Here is an 18,901-nt window from a genome sequence, read left to right as displayed (position 1 = left end):
GACAAGAGCCGTATACGGGCCTGTCGGCCGGAAATATCCGCGCAGGCGAAGACCATCCCCGCAGTAACCACGGGGATGGTCTTCGATGAACTGTGACCCGCCGGCCGGATCGGGCATATCGGCGAACCGATCGGTGCCGTACCGGACAGCGGGGCGGAGATCACTCCGCCGCAGCAACCTGCAGGTCGAACTTGGCGATCACGTCGGGGTGCAGGTGCACGGTGACGTTGTGCTTGCCGGTGCTCTTGATGTGCGACTTCGGCAGCTCGATGCTGCGCTTGTCGAGCACCGGGCCACCGGCGGCCTTGACCGCGCCGGCGACGTCGGCGGTGGTGACCGAACCGAACAGCTTGCCGGTGCCGGCGGTCTTCACCGACAGGGACACGCCCTCCAGGCCCTCGATCGCGGTCTTGAGCTCCTTGGCGTGGTCCAGGTCGCGCACGCGACGGGCGTCCTGCGCCCGGCGAATGCCCTCGACCTGCTTCTCGGCGCCGCGGGTGGCGACGATCGCCAAGCCGCGGGGCAGCAGGTAGTTACGGCCGTAGCCGTCCTTGACCTCCACGGTGTCGCCGGGCGCACCGAGGTTGTCCACATCAGCAGTCAGAATCAGCTTCATCGTCTGCCTCCCGTTCTCAGCGAGCCGTGGACACGTACGGCAGCAGCGCGACCTCGCGAGAGTTCTTCACCGCGACGGCGATGTCCCGCTGGTGCTGCACGCAGTTTCCGGTGACGCGGCGGGCGCGGATCTTGCCGCGGTCGCTGACGAACTTGCGCAGCAACGCCGTGTCCTTGTAGTCGATGACGGCGCCGGTGCCCGAGCCGTCCTTCTTCGCCTTCTTGTCGTCCTTGCAGAACGCGCAAGCCTTCTTCTTCAGCACCTTTTCGCGTGCCGGTGCTTTGGCCATGGGTCTTCACTCCGTTTGCCTGGGAGCCGCATACCGCGGGCCCCGATATGTGAGCCGTTCAGAACGGCGGTTCGTCGTCCATCTGGCCGCCTCCGAAGGAGCCGGCCGCGGGAGCGCTGCCCCACGGATCGTCGCCGGCGGAACTCTGTCCGCCGCGACTGCCACCGTTGGAGCCGCCGAAGCCCCCACCACTGCCGCCGGAATTGCCGCCGAAACCACCACCACCGCCACCGCCACGCGAGGTCTTGTTGACCTTCGCGGTCGCGTAGCGCAGGGAGGGACCGACCTCGTCGACCTCGAGTTCGACGACCGTGCGCTTCTCACCCTCGCGGGTTTCGTAGGAGCGCTGCTTCAGCCGTCCGCTCACGATGACGCGAGCGCCTCGGGTCAGGCTCTCGGCGACATTCTCCGCGGCCTCACGCCAAATGTTGCAGCGCAGGAACAGTGCCTCGCCGTCTTTCCATTCGTTGGCGTTGCGGTCGAACACCCGGGGAGTCGAGGCGACGGTGAAATTGGCCACCGCCGCGCCCGCGGGCGTGAATCGAAGTTCCGGATCTGCCGTCAAATTGCCGATGACGGTGATTACGGTGTCGCCTGCCATGGTTCCTCCTGGTCTCCGGTGCGATCAGCTGTGCACTCGCCTGTTGCGCTAGAGCCTAAGGCCAGGCAACGACAAGTGCGGTTTGCTTTCCGGCAGGTATGCCAGGGGTCTTACTTCTTGTCCTGCCGCAGCACCTTGGTGCGCAGCACCGACTCGTTCAGGCCCAGCTGACGGTCGAGCTCGCTGACCGTGGCCGGTTCGGCGGTCAGGTCGACGACGGCGTAGATGCCCTCGGCGCGCTTCTCGATTTCGTAGGCCAGCCGGCGGCGGCCCCAGAGGTCGACCTTGTCGATCTTGCCGCCCTGTTGCGAGACCACACTGAGCATCTTGTCCAAGTTCGGACCGACAGTGCGCTCGTCCAGGTTCGGATCGAGGATGACCATCACTTCGTAATGACGCACGGGAACCCATCACCTCCTGTGGACTGTGAACGGCCACGGACTTTCCGTGGCAGGAGGGGTCGTTGCGTCAGCAACCCGACAAGGCTACATGAACGGCCGGTCCGGACCCGAATCCGGGGCGCCGGGTGCGAAATGGGTCTCCTTCCCCATGAATATCGCCGTCGGCGGGGTAGCCCACCTATCGTGGTGAACATGCCGATTCGATCCGCCGATCGTGGGAACTCCGGCGGTGGCGACGGGGTGGCTGCGGAGGTTGCCGCGTGGCCGATGCGATAGTCCGGGCGCGCGCAACCGGCCGGGCCGCGGCCGCGGTGCTGGCCTGTGCGGTCACGTTGATCTTCGCCTATCTCAACAAGGCTCGTTGCGCGGGCGCGCCGTTCGACGGCGACGGGCGCAGCCTGATCTTCGATCGCATCAAGGATGCCGAGGTCTGCTATTCCGATATCCAATTCCTCTGGCTCGGCCGCGGCATCGACGAACATCTGTTTCCCTACGTCGGCGGCGGTATCACCCCGGACGGCACGCTGACCGGTGGCGCCGTGGAATATCCGGTGCTCAGCGGACTGCTGATGTGGCTCGGTGCGGCCGGCGTGCACGACGACGCCGGCTTCCTGCTGCATTCGGCACTGCTGCTGGCGCCGTTCGCCCTGCTGACCGCCTGGATGCTGGGACGGATGTCGGGAGCGGTCGCGCTGCTGTGGTCGGTGGGGCCGCCGCTGGTGCTCTACGCGTTCCACAATTGGGAACTTCCGGTGGTGTGCACGGCAGTCGGCGCGGTCTACGTGATGACCACGCTGACTCGATATTCGTTGCGCACCAGGGGAATTGTCGCGGCGGTCCTGCTGGGCATCGGATTCTGCCTGAAGTTGTATCCGGGAATCTTCGTCCTGCCGCTGATGCTCTACCTATTTCTCGGCGAGCCGGACCTCGGCGAGCGGCCGGATGCCCCTCGCCGCGGCTACGATCCGGCCGGTGCGTTCGCGGCCGCGGGTGCGGCGATCGTGACGGTGGCGGCGATCAACCTGCCCTTCGCTCTGCTCGGCTACGACGGCTGGCGGGCCTCGTTCACCTTCCAGCAGATGCGGCAGGCCGACATCACCACCAACTCGATCTGGTACTGGGGTCTGCGGCCGATGTTCGGGCAGGGACAGAGCGGGGAGGCGTCGTTCCAAAACGTCGTGGCGACGGCCTCGCCGGTCCTGGTCGCCGTCTCGTTCGCGCTCGCAATCTGGTTGGGGTGGAAGCGTTTTCCCGCACTTCGCTACTACCCCTGGGTGGGCGTGAGCGCGGCGATGCTGTGTGGATTCCTGTTGTTCCACAAGGTGCATTCACCGCAGTACACGCTGTGGGTGCTGCCGTTCTTCGTCCTGCTCGAAGTGCCGTGGGCGGCGGTCGGCGCCTATCTGCTGGCCGATCTGGCGCTCGGCATCGGGGTCTTCCGCTACTTCCACGCTCTGGGGAGCGGAACGGGTGCGGACTTCTACGAGAAACTCGTGCAGTTCGGGGTGTGGGGACGCGCGATCCTGTTGGTGTTCTTCTTCTTCGCGTTCGTTCGCGCCCGCCCGCGCGGGTACCGGCCGATGGTGTCGCCGGTAGCGCGCGAACTCGTTTCCACCCGCTGAATTACGGCTTGCCGCGGCGAGCGCGGAACGACGCGCTCTTGGCGCGGTTGCCGCACAGCGTCATATCGCACCAGCGCCGCGAACCCGCGCGGGAGGTGTCCAGGTAGAGGCGTGTGCAGGTATCGCGGCCGCATTGTTTGATCCGATCGCGATCGGGTCCGCCGAGGAGTTCGATCGCCTCGGTCGCGATGCGCGCGAGGGCGTGATCGCAGTCGCCGCGGCGGGTCACGCCGGCGTCGGCGCGCAGGGCGATCGAGGGTTTCGGGCCGTCGGCGATCCGGTTGACCAGCACCCGGTCGGCATCGCGCCACGGCGCACCGGTGGTGGTGGCCAGGGCCAAGCGGTACACCGCTTCGCGCAGTTCGGCCGCCCGGGCCAGGTCGCCCGCGTCGCACCGCGCCGCGGAATCCAGTAATCCGGCCGCGATCAGCCATTCGTCGAGGGTGGCGGGAGCCGTCAGGAGATCGGCGAAACCGCCGTTGCGCTCCTGGACCGTGCCGGCGAAATCCAGGGCCACGTTGCCGCTGACGAAGGTGAACACCTCGCCATCGTAACCCCCTTGACAGGTTAGTCGCACCGATGTCAGGGTTGGTAACCAGTTGAAGCGGTTATTCGGGAGGCGTCGTGCGGAAGCGACTGATGGAGACGGCCGCGCCCGCGGCCTTCGTCGTGATGTGGAGCAGCGCGTTCATCGCCGGCATCATCGGCGTCGGTGCGGCGCCGCCGATGGTGGTGCTGTTCGCCCGCTTCGCCTGCGCCGGACTGGTCTTGGCGGTGTATGCCGTCGTCGTCGGGGCGCGGTGGCCGCGCGGCCGGCAACTGGCGCATGTCGCCGTCGCCGGATTGCTCATGCAGATGGTGCAGTTCGGCGCCTTCTACACCGCCATGGCCGACCATGTGTCCGCGGCGGTGATCTCACTGGTGCAGGGATTGAATCCGGTGGTGATCGCGCTGTTCGCCGGGACCGTGCTCGGTGAGTCGGTCACCGTGCGGCAGTGGATCGGATTCGGTGTCGGCGGCCTCGGCGTCGGACTCGCGGTTGTCGACCAATCGCATTTCTCCGCAACGGGTTTGGTGCTGTGCGTGGTCGGTCTGCTGGGGCTCAGCCTCGGCACGGTCTATCAGAAGCGTTTCGTGCCGCAGGTCGACACCCGCACGAATACCGCTGTGCATGTGCTGATCAGCGCGCCGGTGGCGGGAATCTTCATGGCCGGGAGCGGGGATACGCATATCGCCGATCCGCTGCGATTCGCCGGCTCGCTGGTGTGGATGGTGGCGATCAACGCCGTCGCCTGCTTCCTGCTCCTGAATGCGATGCTGCGCCGCTGGGACGCCACTCGCGTGGGCAAGTTGTTCTTCGTCACCCCGTTGGTCACGGCGGGACTGGCCTGGCTGCTGATCGCACAACCATTGCGGCCCCTGACGATTGCCGGACTGGGCGTCGGGCTCCTCGGGATGGTGCTGGCCTCGCTCCGATCCGGAACCCGGCCGGATGCCGCGGTGGCCGGGGAGCCGAGCTCGCCGGCGCCCGGCGCCATCCTGGAGCGCCGGCCGGGACTGGCCGCCCTGAGGTAGGGATCCGGGCCTACTGCGGCTCGCCGTGTGCCGCGCTGATCACACCGTCGAGCACCTCGCGGGTGCGGACCAGATCCTTGATGCACGCGTCGATGCGTTTGCGTTCGGCGGCAAGGGTTTCCGAGAGCCACGGGGTCGCCGTCTGCGCGGGCGTACCGTCGGTGTCGTTGATGCACGGCAGCAGTTCGGCGATGGTGCGGCTGTGCAATCCCGCGGCGAACATCTCCTGAATGCGAACCACGCGGTCCACGGCCTGCTCACGGTATTCGCGCTGACCGCCCGAGGTCCTGGACGAAGCCAGCAGGCCCTGACTCTCGTAGTACCGCAACGACCGCACGCTGACGCCCGTGCGTCGTGCCAGTTCGCCGATGCGCACCGGTTTCTCCCTTGCACCTCACATTGATGTCAGGTTCTACGGTACGCGCATGCTGTTGCTGACCGACTATCACGCAAGCCACCTGCACCTGCCCAATCGCGTCGTGATGGCGCCGATGACCCGGCTGCGCTCCCACCCCGACGGCTCGCCCACCGACGATGTGGCGACCTACTACGCCCAGCGTGCCGACGCGGGACTCATTGTCACCGAGGGCATCTGGCCGCATTCCACCGGCCAGAGCGAGGCATGGGTGCCGGGCCTGGCCACCGAGGCGCACATCGCCGGGTGGCGGCGGGTCACCGAAGCCGTCCACGGCGCGAGCGGGAGGATCTTCGCCCAGCTCATGCACGGCGGGCGGTGGGGTCATCCCCTGGCCCGGATCGACGGCACCCTGCCGGCCGGCCCGTCGGCGGTACCGGCCGCCGATCCGGTCCACCTGATCGACGGCGGGAAAGCCCCGGCGCCACGGCCTCGGGCCATGAGCCGCGCCGAAATCGCGCAGGCCGTCGAACATTATGCCGCTGCTGCCGCCAACGCACTCGCGGCCGGATTCGACGGTGTCGAGATCCACGGTGCGAACAGCTATCTCGTCCATCAGTTCCTGGCCGACAACACCAATCTGCGCACCGACGAATACGGCGGCACGATCGCCAACCGCATGCGATTCGCACTCGAGGTCACCGACGCCGTTGCCGCCGTGGCGGGTTCGCATCGAGTCGGGATCCGGTTGTCGCCGGGCAATCCGCAATTCGGCATGCACGAGGCCGATCCGGCGCCGCTCTACCGCGCTCTGGTCGGTGAACTCGCCGGACGAGATCTCGCCTACCTACACCTCACCGACAACGACGACTATCCGGCACTCGCCGATCTGCGCCCGCGCTGGAACGGCACGCTGATCGCCAATATCGGTGAGAACCGCGCACCGACCGCACCCGCGGCGGCCGAGCGCCTGCTCGCCGAGGGCCGGGCCGATCTGGTGTCCTTCGGGCGGGCTTTCATCGCCAATCCCGATCTGGTGTCGCGGATCCGCCACGATCGAGCGCTGGCGCCGGTGCGCGAGGATGGTCTCTACGGCCGGGGACCGTACGGATATACCGACTACCCGGCGTGGATCGACCGCGCCGAGCGGGTGGCCTGACCGGGAATCGCAGCGCCGATGACCGCCCCGGTCGCATACCGTCGGCTCGCTCATCTCGGGCTTCGTGGCATGCGTGGCGACGGGCATCGGCGTGTTCCATTGTCACAGAACCCGACCCGATTCGGTGCCGGGCTTCCGGGATTACTGCCAGCGCTGCAGCAGCCGGTTCGCCTCGGTGCTCAGCGCGCGCTGCAGGAACGGCCCGAAACTGACCCGGGCAACGCCCACTTCGGCGAACCAGGCGCGATCACCCTGATCCGGCAGGCCGATGGCGTTGACCGGCAACGGAAGTTCGGCACAGAGCCGGCGCAGGATCTCCGGATCGCGCTGACCCACCGGGTACAGCACGTCGGCACCCGCTTCGGCCGCCAGCCGCATCCGCTCCAGCACCCGCTCGACCCGGTCCGGGGTGTTCTGGTCCTCGCGCAGGAACAGGTCGGTGCGAGCGTTGACCACCACGTGCACACCGGCGGCATCGGCCGCCTGCCGCAGTCCGGCGACGAAGTCGGCGTGTTCGCTCGGCTCGCGCAGGCGGCCGCCCTCGCTGTGCACCGAATCCTCGATGTTGAGGCCGACCGCGCCCGCCTCCAGCAGTCCGTCGATCAGCTGGGCGGGCTTCAGGCCGTAGCCGGATTCGATATCGACCGAGACGGGAATGTCGACCGCCGCGGTGATCTCGCGAACCCGGGCCATCGATTCGGGATAGGTCATCCCCTCCTGATCGGATTTGCCCAGCGAATCCGCCAGCGGATGGCTGCCGACGGTCAGCGCGGCGAAACCGGCCGCCTGCACCAGATTCGCCGACCACGCGTCCCAGACGGTCGGCAGAATCGCCGGATCGCCGGGGCGGTGCAGCTCGAGGAAGGTGATGGCCTGCTCGCTCAATGCGGTCATGTGTCGATCCTCGCCCATGATCGGGTGTTCGCGCCAGCGGCCGGATACGACGGCCTGGGTTGCAGCGCCGACGGTAACCACGGCAGCGCCGGATCCTGCGCGCGATCCAGAATTCCGCCTACCGGGTCGTCCGCGCCGTCGGCTCGGACGAGGTCCTGTTCGGGCCGGTAGATCTGGCGGACCACCAACGCGCACAGGCCCACGACCGCGAAGTCGCGGATCAGGACCGCGCTGGTGAACCACTGTTCGGGAACGCCCTTGTCGTCGGTGCCGAGGTAGTAGTACATGCGCGGGAACCACACCAGCGCGTCGATCGTCATCCACGCCAACAGGATTCGCCGGTGTGGCAGGGCCAGCACCGCGAGCGGCACCAGCCACAGCGAATACTGCGGACTCCACACCTTGTTGGTCAGCAGGAACGCCGCCACCACCAGGAAGGCCAGCTGCGCCACGCGCGGACGGCGGGCGGCGGTGAGCGCGATGTATGCGATCACCGCGCAGGCGACCGCGAACAACGCCAGTGACACCGAATTCAGCGCGGTGGGAGTGTCGGAGGAGGCGAGTGGACCGTCGAAACCCTGCCAGCCGGTGAAGGAGGTGATCACGTTGTAGAGCGAATCCGGATCGGCATGGCGTTCACTGTTGAGCCGGAAGAATTCCCACCAGCCCTCGGTGAACGGCACCGCGATGGGCAGATTCACCGCCAGCCAGGCCGACATTGCCGACAACACCGTCACCAGCGCCGCCCGCAGCGGGCTGATCCGCGCGCCGGCCAGGTAGTCGCGCAGGGCCCTCAACGCGTTGTTGCCGTTGCGCCGCAGCTGTTCTCGCAGGCCCGGCAGTCGGTCACGGCCGTCGACACGCAGGCAGAGCACCACGATCGGGCCCAGCAGCAACAGCGGATACAGCTTGGCCGCACCGCCCAAACCGAGCAGGATTCCGGCCAGGACCGGCCGCCGCCTGGTCCAGGCCAGCAGGCCCGTGGCCGCGAAAGCCGTTGCCAACGCGTCGAAATTGGTGAAGATGTGCACGAGCACCAGCGGAGAGAGCGCCACCAGCGCCGCATCCCAGATCCGGCGGCCCGCCAGCATCGCCGACGCCCACACCGTCACCAGCCAGGCCAGCGCCAGTCCCACGGCGACGACGTTGAAATACACCACCACCGACAGCGCCTTCGGCAACGGCAGCGACATCCAGATATTGGCGACCTCCATCGCCAGGTACTGATAGAGGCCCGACAGCACCGGATACTCCATGTACCGGGTCTGCAGTTTGCCGTCGGGACCGACCTCGGTCCACTTCTTCTTGTAGGGGAACGCGCCTTCGTCGAGATGTTCGGCGCCGTAGAGCGGCACCGTATCCGAGTAGCACATGGCCACGTATTGGCGACCGTTGTTCCAGTCGAGGGTGAGATGGCCCTCCGAGGTGGTCGTCTGCTGAATGCAGCCGGCCTTACCGGCCCAGCCGAGGGCGAGGAACACCACCGCGAAGGCCAGCAGAATGCGCAGCGGAGTCCAGAACCGAGCGCGGCCGATCAGGGCATGGTCGCCGACCGGGCCGCCGATCGTGCTGCTCAACTGAGCGGTCATCGAATCGGTGCGGCTGGGTTTGTCCCGGCGCACCGCCGATCTCCGATCCGCGGCGAGGGGAGCCGCGGAAACGAAACCGGTGGCGGTCTCGACACCTTCGTCACCGAACGTCGAGGCCGCCACCGGCTGTTGTTCACTCACGCCACCCGAGGCTACCGGTGACTGTTGGAGTACCCGTCTCCTGTCCCGTCGGTACTGTTGCCGACGCCGGAGCCCGGACGCTGGGACCGTGAATTGCCGTTGGTGTCACCGGAATTCGACGTGGTCGGGGAGGATCCGTCGGCAGGTGCCACCGGTTGCCCCGGCAGTGGTCCGGTGTCCTGCGACTGCGGCTGGTTCTGCTGCGGCTGCGAGCGCGGATTCGGCTGGATGCCCGGCACCGGAATGGTGATGCCCGGCAGGATCTCGACCTGCGACGGCTTCACCACGACCGGCGGCTGATACTCCTGCTGTGTGGTGCTCGGTGCGGTGTACGGCGCCGAATAGGACGGCACACCGGCCTGGCCGCCGATCGCGGCCGGCTTCGGGAAGTTCTCCTTCGGCGTGCCCTCGAGCGCGCCGTCCATGGTGTCCTTCCAGATATCCGACGGCAGGCCGGAGCCGTACATGATCGACCCGCTAGGCGTCTTCAGCGCGACACCGTCCGCGGTACCCACCCAGACCGCTGTCGACAGCGACGGGGTGAAGCCGATCATCCACGCGTCCTTGTTCTGACCGGTGTCGCCGAGCTGGGTGGTACCGGTCTTGGAACCGGACAGCCGGCCGCCGGCCAGGCCGTGGTTGCGGGACGAGGCGGCGATCGGCTGCATCGCCGCCGACAGGTTGTCCGCGACGGCGGCGGAGACCCGCTGCTCGCCCGCGACCTGTCCGCGGTCGAGCAGGACCTGACCGTCGGCCGTCACGACCTTCTGCACGAAATGCGGCTTGTGATAGACACCCGAGGCGGCGATGGTCGCGTACGCGGAAGCCATATCCAGCGGTCGCACCTGGTACTGACCCAGGATGATGCCGTTGTTGGGGCCGGAGCCGTCGGGCTCGGTCAGCGTCTGGCCCACGCCCGGAATCGTGTCGGGAATGCCCATGCGGTGCGCCATGGCGGCGATCTTCGCCGGACCGTCCGGCATATCGAGTTCCATGCGGTAGAAGCTGGTGTTCAGCGACCGCTTGAGCGCCTCGGCGATGGTGCAGGTACCGCAGGTCTCACCCTCGGCGTTGGTGATCTTGATGCCGTTGACCGTCAGATCCGAACTGTCGTACATCGTCGACAGCGGCTTGCCGAGTTCGAGATTCTCGGCCAGGCCGAAGACCTTGAACGTCGAGCCGGACTGCAGACCGGCATTGGCGAAGTCCCAGCCGGTCGCGTTGTCGCCGCCGTAATAGGCGCGCACCGCACCGGATTTCGGATCGACCGAGACGACCGCGGTCCGGACCTCGTCGCGTTCACCCTGCATGTTCTTGTGCACCGAATCGATCGCCGCCTGCTGGGCCTTCTGATCGATGGTCGTGGTGATCTGCAGACCCTCGGTGTTCAGCTGGGTATCGCTGATGCCGGCCTCGGACAGCTCGCTGAGCACCTGCCGCTTGATCAGGCCGTTCGGGCCCGCGGTCTTGTTCTCGCTGTCGGCGCTGTTGGCGCTGGACGGCAGGACCTTCGGGTACACCATCTTGGCGCGTTCGGCCGCCGGGATGGAACCGGCCTTGACCATGCCGTCGAGGACGTAGTTCCAGCGTTGTTCGGCGCCCTTCGGGTTGTTCTCCGGGTCCAGGCCGTACGGCTGGTTGATGGTGGCGGCCAGCATCGCGCCCTCTTCGACGGTCAGCTGTTCGACCGACTTGCCGAAGTAGGCCTTGCCCGCGGCGTCGATACCGAAGGTGCCGCGACCGAACGGAATGGTGTTCAGATACGCGGTGAGGATGTCGTCCTTACTCCACTGCCGCGCCATCTTCGCCGAGATCACCAGCTCGCGCATCTTGCGGCTCAGCGAATGCTGATTGCCGACCATGGCGTTCTTGACGTACTGCTGGGTGATCGTCGAACCACCACCGGCGGTGTCCTTGCCCATCAGGTTGTCGCGCGCGGCGCGGGCGAAACCGCTGATGGAGAAGCCGGGGTTCGAGTAGAAGTCCCGGTCCTCGGCCGCGATCACCGCGTTGCGCACGTGCGGCGGGATCTGGTCGATGGTGACGTCGGTCCGGTTGCCTTCCGGCGGAACGATTCTGCTGATCTGCGTGGTGCCGTCGGAGGCCAGGATCGTGGCGACCTGAGGGGTTTTGAGATCGCCCGGCTGGGGTATCGAGACGGTCGTGTATGCGATCAGGAAGACCGCGCTCGGCACCACGATCGCCAATGCCACCAGAACATAGATCACTCGCCGCACGATGCGCCACGGCGATTTCTTCTTCGCCTTCGGGCCTCTGCCTGCCGAACCGCCGGGACCGTCACCACCGCCGTTGCCCTTGCGCGGCGGCGGACCCGACGGGGGAGCACCCGCGCCGACCGCGCGGCGTCCGCCGGTGCCCGGGCCCGATCCGGGGCGGGTGCCGGCGCCACCGGGAGCCGACCGGTTGGCCGCTGTCGAGCGCGGGCCGCGCTGCGCCATCGCCTCACCGAGGGTTCCGGCCGCGATCTTCTGAGTGGCCTGAGGTTTCTGCTCACCGGGACGCGGTGCCGGGTTCGCGGAATTTCCGGGGCGCCGCGGTGGGCCGCCGGCCGGATTCGGCTGACCGCCGCGCACCGTGGGCTGCCCGCCCGTGCGCGGTGGGCCACCGGCCGGGCCGCGCATCGGCGGCGTGCGGTCAGCACCCGGCGGCGGGCCGGGACGTCGCGGGGGGCCACCGGCGGGATTCGGTGGTCCGCCCGGCTGGCCGCCGCGGGGACCGGCCGGTCCCGGGGGCGGTGCCTGGCGACGCGGCGGTAGCGGCCGGGCGCCCGGCGGGTTGCCGCCTGCCGGGCGCGGTGGCTGACCACCGGGCCCGGATTGCGGGCCGCGCGGGGGCCGCCCGCCGTTCGGTCCATCGTCGTAAGGCGAAGTCACAGCCTGGATCTCCATAACTCGATACGGTCCGGATAGCTCGGTGCGGGCGTGCGCGGCCGTCGCCGGCCGGTATGGGAGCCGCACCGCATATCAGTCGAGTGTGCCCGTCATTCGGCGGCAGTCCGACGAGCGCCGCCACCACGACGACGCCGCGGTGCCGGGGTGTGTCCCAGCACATACGACTGCACCAGATGATTCCAACTACAGGTCCGGCACACCTCGACCACGTGCACCGAGAACTCTTCCCGAGTTTCGGCCAGCCGCACCAGTTCCTCGGGGGTTCGGGCCGAACCCGCGATCGGTCCCAGTCCGTCGCCGTAGACCCACGATACGAGCGTGAGCTGCTCTTTCCGGCAGATCGGACATGTGACATCGCTCCCCCGCCCGTGGAATTTCGCCGCACGCAGCAGGTACGGATTCGCATCACATACCTCGGCGACGTCCACACGGCCCGCATAGACATCGGCCAGCAGCGACCGGCGCCGGAGCGCATAGTCGACCACCTGCCGCTGAATTCGCACGGGTCCCAGAGTACTTGCGTCGGCGGGGGCACGGCATGCCACCGAGAGAAGCCACACGTTCCTTTCCGCTCACTATATCGGTCCGATATAGTTTGTAATCGCATCCATCGGTTAGGTCTGTTCAATACAGTCAGGAGGTGAAGCCCGTGCTCGAACTCGCGATTCTCGGGCTGCTCCTGGAGTCACCCATGCACGGCTACGAGCTGCGCAAACGGTTGACGGGCCTGTTGGGACCGTTCCGGGCCTTCTCCTACGGGTCGCTGTACCCGACGCTGCGGCGCATGCAGACCGACGGTCTCATCGCCGAGGAGAGTCCGGCCGGCGCGGTCACCCGCCGGGCCCGCCGGGTCTACCAACTGACCGAATCGGGTCGGGAGCGGTTCGGTGAACTGCTCGCCGACACCGGTCCGCAGAACTACACCGATGACGGCTTCGGCGTTCATCTCGCCTTCTTCAGCCGCACCCCCGCCGAGGCGCGGATGCGGATCCTCGAGGGCAGACGACGGCAGGTCGAGGAGCGCCGAGAAGGACTGCGGGAGGCGATCAAACGCGCCAGCGGAACACTGGATCGCTACACCCGCCAGCTCCATCAACTCGGTCTCGAATCAAGCGAGCGCGAAGTGCGCTGGCTCAACGAGTTGATTGCAGCGGAGCAATCAATGAAGGCGGCACCACAGAAAGAGGGAAATGTCGGCCATGAGTGATGTCAACCCGGCTGCCAATGAGATTCGCGTGGCCATCGTCGGCGTGGGCAACTGCGCTTCCTCGCTGGTCCAGGGCGTGCAGTACTACAAGGACGCAGACGAGAACTCGACTGTGCCCGGCCTCATGCACGTCAAGTTCGGCCAGTACCACGTGCGCGATGTGAAGTTCGTCGCCGCATTCGACGTCGACGCGAAGAAGGTCGGATTCGACCTGTCCGATGCGATCTTCGCCAGCGAGAACAACACCATCAAGATCTCCGACGTGCCGCCGACCGGCGTCACCGTCCAGCGGGGCCCGACCCTCGACGGCATCGGCAAGTACTACGCGGAGACCATCGAGCTCTCCGAGGCCGAGCCGGTCGACATCGTGCAGGCGCTGAAGGATGCCGAGGTCGACGTGCTGGTTTCGTACCTGCCCGTCGGTTCGGAAGATGCCGACAAGTTCTACGCGCAGTGTGCCATCGACGCCAACGTCGCATTCGTGAACGCGCTGCCCGTCTTCATCGCCTCCGACCCGGCCTGGGCGCAGAAGTTCGTCGACGCCGGCGTGCCGATCGTCGGTGACGACATCAAGTCCCAGGTCGGCGCGACCATCACCCACCGCGTGATGGCCAAGCTGTTCGAGGACCGCGGCGTGCAGCTGGACCGCACCATGCAGCTCAACGTCGGCGGCAACATGGACTTCAAGAACATGCTCGAGCGCGAGCGCCTGGAGTCGAAGAAGATCTCCAAGACCCAGGCCGTCACGAGCAACCTGAAGAAGGAACTGGGCGCCAACGACGTGCACATCGGCCCGTCCGACCACGTCGGCTGGCTCGACGACCGCAAGTGGGCCTACGTGCGCCTCGAGGGCCGCGCCTTCGGTGACGTGCCGCTGAACCTGGAGTACAAGCTCGAGGTGTGGGACTCGCCGAACTCGGCCGGCATCATCATCGACGCCGTGCGCGCCGCCAAGATCGCCAAGGACCGCGGCATCGGCGGACCCGTCATCCCGGCCTCGGCCTACCTGATGAAGTCCCCGCCGAAGCAGCTCGCCGACGACGTCGCCCGCACCCAGCTGGAAGCCTTCATCATCGGCGCTGAGTAATCTGGCCTCGCTTCGCTCGGCGGGTTCGCGGCCCCTAGGGCTCGCCGATGCGGCGCCGTGGCTTGCTCCTTCGTCGCTTGCGCCACGGCACCGCATCGGCGAGCCGGCCGCGAACGGGGCCTCCTCGAGGTCGGCCCGTGCGGGGTTGGGTGGGCGCTATGTCGCCTGGAACGTTGGCTGTCGAAAAAGGCTGGGCTACATGGTTTTCCATGTCGGCCCAGCCTTATCGCGTTTCCGGGGACGGGCTACAGGTCTCGATAGGCGTCTCGTCGCCATCCGACTTTGACCACGAGGATGACGAGAACGCCGTTGTCGATCCGGTAGGCGACCCGGAATCTTCCGACCCGCAGCCGATACAAGCCCTCGTGGCCGGACAGCTTCTTCACGTCCAGGCCCGGGGCATACGGGTCCTCGCCGAGTGCGGTCAGTGCGGTCAGGATGCGCATCGCGTCCTGCCGTTCGAGCGCGCGCAGTTCGTGCCGGGCCGATTCCAGGAAGCGGAAGCGGTACTTCACTCCTCGTCCTCGAAGAGGTCGGCGAGAACCTCGCTCATGCTGTAGGTCCGTTCATCGGAGGTGAGCCGGGCCGCCGCTTCGCGTGCGAGCAACTCGTCCTCGGCGGCATCGAACTTTTCCACCATCGACAGCGGGACCAGCGCGGCGGCCGGGGTGCCGTCGCGCAGAATGATCACCTGCTCGCCCTCCTCGGCTGCACGGATGTGGGTGGCCAGGTTGGCGCGGAGTTCACGGATGCTGATCTCGGACACACAGCAAGTGTACGCGCTAGCGTGTACACGGCGGTCAGTCGAGGGACACGTATACCTCTACCGAGGTGGGGCCGGTGTAGCGTTCGATTTCCGCGGCGTGGGAGCGGGTGATGGTGCCGGCGCTTTCGGCCTTGGCGACCTTGGCCCAAGCGGTTCGCAGCAGGTCGTACGGCTTGTCGGAGACGACGAACTTGGCGTAGCGGCCCGCGGGGATGCGGGTGATCACGTCGCCGGTCTCCAGGTCGTCGAGTCCGGCGAGTTCGTAGCCGAGGACCGCGACCGCGTGGTCGTCCTGGCCGATGTAGGCCGCCACGCGCGGGACGTTCTTCTCCCGCGACAGGTAGCGGTCCCAAGTGAAGTTCACCAGATCCAGATCCCGGGCGGTCACCTCGCGCCCGGCCAGCGGAACGGTGAGCCCGCCGACGAGGCTCGGTTCCAGGGTGACGATTTCGAAGTCCACGAGTCCCTACCTGTTCTCGGCGGAATCGGCCTGTGCCACACCGTTGTTCAGCGCATCGGTGAGCGGATCGCTCTGCAGGGCGACGAACACCTCGACCGTGCGAGCCTCCGGATAGTGCTCGAAGTCGCCGGTGTAGGCCCGCACCAGCGCGCCGGCCGCTTCCAGATCCCAAACCGCCCGCCAGATCGAGACGATGGTGTCGCCCAGATTGTCACCGGTGCGCAGGAAGCGCGCGAACTTCGCCGCGGGGATGCGGGCCAGCACATCGCCGGGCTGCAGATCGTCGAGGCTTTCGCACTGGTAGCCCACGATATGGGTGAGATAGGAACCGATCTCGGGCGCGTGGTCGACATAGGCGGTCGCCGGCGGTCCGGGTAACCGGCGCGCCAGAGTTCGCTTCCACGCCTCTTCCACCTTCTGCCGGCGCGGTCCCTCGACCGCCAGCGCCGGGCTGCGTAGCACCGTGCCCGCCACCAGTGTTTCGTGGCGCTCAACCACTTCGAAATCCACCCGTGTCGCCCCTAATGTCTCGTGTTCAACCCCGTTCCACCCTATCGGCGTGTGCTGGGTGATGGCCGGATTACTCCAATTCGTTTCATCACAGCGTGCCGGATCGGACCGTCATCCGGGAACCGGGACGGTCAACCCCGGAAAGATCTCCACCTGCCGCGGCGGCGGGGGTGGTGGCGGTGGTGGCGGCGCGGGCGGAATGACGATCACCGGCGGCTGCTGCTGCTCCGGCTGCGACGGCGGTTGCAGGATGTCGAACGGTGCGTTCCCGGTCGGCTGCGGCGGCGCGGCCTGCGGCTCCGGCTCCGCGAACGGCCCGGCCGAATTCGGCGGCGGGGGCGCCGCGAACGGCCCGGCCGCAGCGCTCGGATCGGGATTCGCGAACTGCTCGACCGGCGTTCCGGCGAGCGCGCCGTCCATGGTGCGCTTCCAGATGTCGGACGGCAGCCCGGAGCCGTAGATCAGGCCGCCGCCCGCCGTCCGGATCGGCTGGGGTTGATCGGTGCCCACCCACACCGCGGTGGACAGCGAGGGGGTGAACCCGATCATCCACGCGTCCTTGTTCTCGCCGGAGTCACCGAGCTGCGTGGTCCCGGTCTTGGCCGCCGACGGCCGCCCGGCCAGATTGTGGCCGTTCGAATATCCGGGGATGGGCTGCATCGCCTTGGTGGTCGTATCGGTGATCCCGCGCGGGAAGCGTTGCTGCGGCGGCGGCAGCTGCCCCGCCCCGGGCGCCCCGCGATCCAGCAGTACCCGGCCGTCCCCGGCCACCACCCGCTGCACGAAATACGGCTGGTGATAGCTGCCCGACGCCGCGATGGTGGCATAGGCCGATGCCATATCGACGGGCCGCACCGAATACACGCCGAGGACGACCGTGGGCGCCGGCTGCCCGTCCGGCTCCGACAGCGAGGTGCCCGGCACGCCCGGGATCTGCAGCGGAATACCGGCCTGATGGGCGGCATCGGCCACCGACCGCGGCCCGATGGCCTGGGTGAGCCGGATGAAACTGGTGTTCAGAGAACGCTTGTAGGCCTCGGCGAGACTGCAGGTCCCGCAGGATTCGCCCTCCACGTTGGTCACCCGCACCCCGTTCACCACGACCGGCGAACTGTCCAGCTGGGACGTCAGCGTGAAGCCCTGCTGCAGCGCCGCCAGCATGGCGAAGGTCTTGAACGAGGACCCGGTCTGCAAGGGGGCCTGCGCGAAGTCGTAGCCGACACCGTCCTCACCGCCGTAGTAGGCCCGGATCCCGCCCGACCGCGGATCGATCGACACCACCGCACTGCGCAGCTGCGCCGGCTGGCCGTCGAGGGTGCGGTGCACCGCGTCCAGCGCGGCCTGCTGCGCCTTGGCGTCGATGGTCGTCGTGATCTGCAGCGCGCCGGTATTGATCTCCTGATCGCCGATTCCCGCGGCGCGCAACTCCTTCAGCACCTGGGTGCGGATCAGCCCGGCAGGTCCGCGGGCGGCATCGTCGTCGGGTTTGGGCGGCGGCGCGATCGTCGGGAATTGCACCTTGTCGCGTTCGCCGAGCGGCAGCACGCCCATCCCGACCATGCCGTCGAGCACATAGTTCCAGCGAGCCTTCAGCTGGTCGAGGTGCGTCTCGGGGTCCAGGATCGACGGCGTGCGCACCAGAGCCGCCAGCACCGCGCCCTCCGCGAGCGTCAGCTGCGAGACCGGTTTGTCGAAGTAGGCGCGTGCGGCCGCGGCGATCCCGTAGGCGTCTCGGCCGTAGTAGATGGTGTTGAGGTATGCGGCGAGGATGTCGTCCTTGCTCCACTGCCGCGCCATCTTCGCCGAGATCACCAGCTCCCGCATCTTGCGCGACAGAGTCCGCTCCGAGCTGAGGAAGGCGTTCTTGACGTACTGCTGGGTGATGGTGGACCCACCGCCCGCGTCGTCGCGGCCGAGCAGATTGTCGCGCGCGGCCCGCAGGAAGGCCGGCGCCGAGAATCCGGGATTGCGGTAGAAGTCGCGATCCTCGGCCGAGAGCATGGCGTCGCGCATGGTCTGCGGCACCTCCGACAGCGGTACCGGCGTGCGGTTCCCTTCGGGGGGAACGATTTTCGCGAGGACCGTCGTTCCGTCGGCGGCGGTGACGGTGGCGATCTGATTGGTCTGCACCGCACTCGGATCGGGTATCTCGGCGCTCCAGTACGCCAGTACCAGCAGCAACGACGGAATCGCGACGAAGATCAGGAACAGCGCCAGCAGCAGGCGCCGAATTCGCTGCCCCCGAGTGCGCGGCGGGCGTTCGCCGGCGCCGGCCGGTCTCTCGCGACGGCGGGGACGGCCGCTGTTCGGCCGGGACGCACCGTCGAGCTGCTTCCACCCGGCAATCGAGGCATAAGGCGCCGTTTCCGGGCGGCCGCGCCGCGGTTTGCGGGTCGAGCTCACGATTATCTCCTCCCGGAGCGTCGGCGAACCAGCGAGAAACAACGATCCCGACCAGCCTACGGGGCCGGTCGATGGTCGACCAGAACAGCTAATACCCAGTAAATCGCAGTCTCACTCGGAAACCGGGCACGACCGGCCGACGGCACCTCGGTCTGAACTGAACAACCGCTACGGCAACCGGACTCGCGGCGGTCCGGCCATCGCGCGGCAAGGGCGCGACGCAACAGGTACTCGACGCGGCGTCGACGGCCCGGTTGCCGGTACAGAAACGGATGAATTAGACGTCCGGCCTGCATTTTGTGAAGTGGGGCACC

General features: G+C 67.6%; 20 protein-coding genes. 5 read left to right on the top strand and 15 right to left on the bottom strand.

Going from position 1 to position 18,901, the window contains the following annotated elements; genetic code table 11:
* Nucleotides 1–160 precede the first annotated feature (160 nt).
* The 4 genes from rplI to rpsF form a co-directional block, all read right to left on the bottom strand.
* Nucleotides 161–616 carry a 50S ribosomal protein L9 gene (gene rplI / locus C8258_RS12085; protein ID WP_036507152.1) on the bottom strand — a complete coding sequence of 152 codons (456 nt, stop codon included), beginning with the start codon at nt 614–616 and terminating at the stop codon, nt 161–163.
* 16 nt (nt 617–632) lie between these two features.
* Nucleotides 633–905 (bottom strand): 30S ribosomal protein S18, encoded by a 273-nt coding sequence (gene rpsR, locus C8258_RS12080; RefSeq protein WP_025353551.1) that lies wholly within the window; start codon nt 903–905, stop codon nt 633–635.
* A gap of 58 nt (nt 906–963) precedes the next feature.
* On the bottom strand, nt 964–1,506 hold the full coding sequence (locus tag C8258_RS12075; protein ID WP_106955268.1) for a single-stranded DNA-binding protein: 543 nt from the start codon (nt 1,504–1,506) through the stop codon (nt 964–966).
* 110 nt (nt 1,507–1,616) lie between these two features.
* Nucleotides 1,617–1,907: a 30S ribosomal protein S6 gene (rpsF, locus tag C8258_RS12070; RefSeq protein WP_030514152.1), complete on the bottom strand. Its 291-nt coding sequence runs from the start codon at nt 1,905–1,907 to the stop codon at nt 1,617–1,619.
* A 260-nt stretch (nt 1,908–2,167) separates the two neighbouring features.
* Between rpsF and C8258_RS12065 the strand changes: the two genes are divergently transcribed.
* A complete protein-coding gene (locus C8258_RS12065; RefSeq protein WP_233225031.1) occupies nt 2,168–3,529 on the top strand; it encodes a glycosyltransferase 87 family protein in 1,362 nt (453 codons plus the stop codon).
* Between the two features lies 1 nt (nt 3,530).
* On the opposite strand, the gene C8258_RS12060 is transcribed toward C8258_RS12065, so the two are convergent.
* A complete protein-coding gene (locus C8258_RS12060) occupies nt 3,531–4,070 on the bottom strand; it encodes an ABATE domain-containing protein (protein ID WP_106955267.1) in 540 nt (179 codons plus the stop codon).
* Nucleotides 4,071–4,153: 83 nt separating this feature from the next.
* On the opposite strand from C8258_RS12060, the gene C8258_RS12055 reads away from it, so the two are divergent.
* On the top strand, nt 4,154–5,104 hold the full coding sequence (locus tag C8258_RS12055) for a DMT family transporter (RefSeq protein ID WP_233225030.1): 951 nt from the start codon (nt 4,154–4,156) through the stop codon (nt 5,102–5,104).
* 10 nt (nt 5,105–5,114) lie between these two features.
* Here C8258_RS12055 and C8258_RS12050 read toward each other — a convergent pair whose 3' ends face one another.
* Nucleotides 5,115–5,480, bottom strand: a complete 366-nt coding sequence (locus C8258_RS12050) for a MerR family transcriptional regulator (RefSeq protein WP_106955265.1) — start codon at nt 5,478–5,480, stop codon at nt 5,115–5,117.
* Nucleotides 5,481–5,529: 49 nt separating this feature from the next.
* On the opposite strand from C8258_RS12050, the gene C8258_RS12045 reads away from it, so the two are divergent.
* Nucleotides 5,530–6,618 (top strand): alkene reductase, encoded by a 1,089-nt coding sequence (locus tag C8258_RS12045; protein ID WP_106955264.1) that lies wholly within the window; start codon nt 5,530–5,532, stop codon nt 6,616–6,618.
* A gap of 141 nt (nt 6,619–6,759) precedes the next feature.
* Here C8258_RS12045 and C8258_RS12040 read toward each other — a convergent pair whose 3' ends face one another.
* The 4 genes from C8258_RS12040 to C8258_RS12025 all read right to left on the bottom strand — a co-directional run bounded on the left by C8258_RS12040 (nt 6,760) and on the right by C8258_RS12025 (nt 12,657).
* Nucleotides 6,760–7,512 (bottom strand): isocitrate lyase/phosphoenolpyruvate mutase family protein, encoded by a 753-nt coding sequence (locus C8258_RS12040; protein ID WP_106955263.1) that lies wholly within the window; start codon nt 7,510–7,512, stop codon nt 6,760–6,762.
* Nucleotides 7,509–9,224: a glycosyltransferase family 87 protein gene (locus tag C8258_RS12035; protein WP_233225052.1), complete on the bottom strand. Its 1,716-nt coding sequence runs from the start codon at nt 9,222–9,224 to the stop codon at nt 7,509–7,511. The genes C8258_RS12040 and C8258_RS12035 overlap by 4 nt, the downstream gene beginning before the upstream one ends.
* 29 nt (nt 9,225–9,253) lie before the next feature.
* Nucleotides 9,254–11,701 (bottom strand): transglycosylase domain-containing protein, encoded by a 2,448-nt coding sequence (locus C8258_RS12030; protein ID WP_369974746.1) that lies wholly within the window; start codon nt 11,699–11,701, stop codon nt 9,254–9,256.
* A 542-nt stretch (nt 11,702–12,243) separates the two neighbouring features.
* Nucleotides 12,244–12,657, bottom strand: a complete 414-nt coding sequence (locus C8258_RS12025) for a DUF5318 domain-containing protein (protein WP_158271251.1) — start codon at nt 12,655–12,657, stop codon at nt 12,244–12,246.
* 146 nt (nt 12,658–12,803) lie between these two features.
* Between C8258_RS12025 and C8258_RS12020 the strand changes: the two genes are divergently transcribed.
* Together C8258_RS12020 and C8258_RS12015 are read left to right on the top strand one after the other, a co-directional pair.
* Entirely contained in the window at nt 12,804–13,361 is a 558-nt protein-coding gene (locus C8258_RS12020) for a PadR family transcriptional regulator (RefSeq protein ID WP_036507131.1), read from the top strand.
* A complete protein-coding gene (locus tag C8258_RS12015; RefSeq protein ID WP_106955261.1) occupies nt 13,354–14,448 on the top strand; it encodes an inositol-3-phosphate synthase in 1,095 nt (364 codons plus the stop codon). The genes C8258_RS12020 and C8258_RS12015 overlap by 8 nt, the downstream gene beginning before the upstream one ends.
* A 245-nt stretch (nt 14,449–14,693) precedes the next feature.
* Here C8258_RS12015 and C8258_RS12010 read toward each other — a convergent pair whose 3' ends face one another.
* From C8258_RS12010 to C8258_RS11990, 5 genes are all read right to left on the bottom strand, one after another.
* Nucleotides 14,694–14,963, bottom strand: a complete 270-nt coding sequence (locus tag C8258_RS12010; RefSeq protein ID WP_106955260.1) for a type II toxin-antitoxin system RelE/ParE family toxin — start codon at nt 14,961–14,963, stop codon at nt 14,694–14,696.
* The gene (locus C8258_RS12005; protein WP_106955259.1) at nt 14,960–15,214 is read right to left on the bottom strand and encodes a type II toxin-antitoxin system Phd/YefM family antitoxin; all 255 of its coding nucleotides are present in this window, start codon (nt 15,212–15,214) and stop codon (nt 14,960–14,962) included. The genes C8258_RS12010 and C8258_RS12005 overlap by 4 nt, the downstream gene beginning before the upstream one ends.
* 34 nt (nt 15,215–15,248) lie before the next feature.
* Nucleotides 15,249–15,674, bottom strand: coding sequence for a GyrI-like domain-containing protein (locus C8258_RS12000; protein WP_106955258.1), 426 nt, complete (start codon nt 15,672–15,674; stop codon nt 15,249–15,251).
* A gap of 6 nt (nt 15,675–15,680) precedes the next feature.
* Nucleotides 15,681–16,184, bottom strand: a complete 504-nt coding sequence (locus C8258_RS11995) for a GyrI-like domain-containing protein (protein ID WP_051025284.1) — start codon at nt 16,182–16,184, stop codon at nt 15,681–15,683.
* A 111-nt stretch (nt 16,185–16,295) separates the two neighbouring features.
* Nucleotides 16,296–18,593 (bottom strand): transglycosylase domain-containing protein, encoded by a 2,298-nt coding sequence (locus C8258_RS11990; RefSeq protein ID WP_106955367.1) that lies wholly within the window; start codon nt 18,591–18,593, stop codon nt 16,296–16,298.
* Between the last annotated feature and the right edge of the window lie 308 nt (nt 18,594–18,901).

The organism is Nocardia sp. MDA0666 (assembly GCF_003023875.1).
GTDB classification, from domain to species: domain Bacteria; phylum Actinomycetota; class Actinomycetes; order Mycobacteriales; family Mycobacteriaceae; genus Nocardia; species Nocardia aobensis.
Note: the sequence above shows the minus strand (reverse complement) of the source record. Positions and strands in the feature narration are given on the sequence as shown.

Coding starts and splice junctions, on each gene's coding strand:
- C8258_RS12030 (WP_369974746.1), bottom strand. CDS start 11,701: ATGGCGCAGCGCGGCCCGCGCTCGACAGCGGCCAACCGGTCGGCTCCC.
- rpsR (WP_025353551.1), bottom strand. CDS start 905: ATGGCCAAAGCACCGGCACGCGAAAAGGTGCTGAAGAAGAAGGCTTGC.
- C8258_RS12045 (WP_106955264.1), top strand. CDS start 5,530: ATGCTGTTGCTGACCGACTATCACGCAAGCCACCTGCACCTGCCCAAT.
- C8258_RS12040 (WP_106955263.1), bottom strand. CDS start 7,512: ATGACCGCATTGAGCGAGCAGGCCATCACCTTCCTCGAGCTGCACCGC.
- C8258_RS12075 (WP_106955268.1), bottom strand. CDS start 1,506: ATGGCAGGCGACACCGTAATCACCGTCATCGGCAATTTGACGGCAGAT.
- C8258_RS12015 (WP_106955261.1), top strand. CDS start 13,354: ATGAGTGATGTCAACCCGGCTGCCAATGAGATTCGCGTGGCCATCGTC.
- rplI (WP_036507152.1), bottom strand. CDS start 616: ATGAAGCTGATTCTGACTGCTGATGTGGACAACCTCGGTGCGCCCGGC.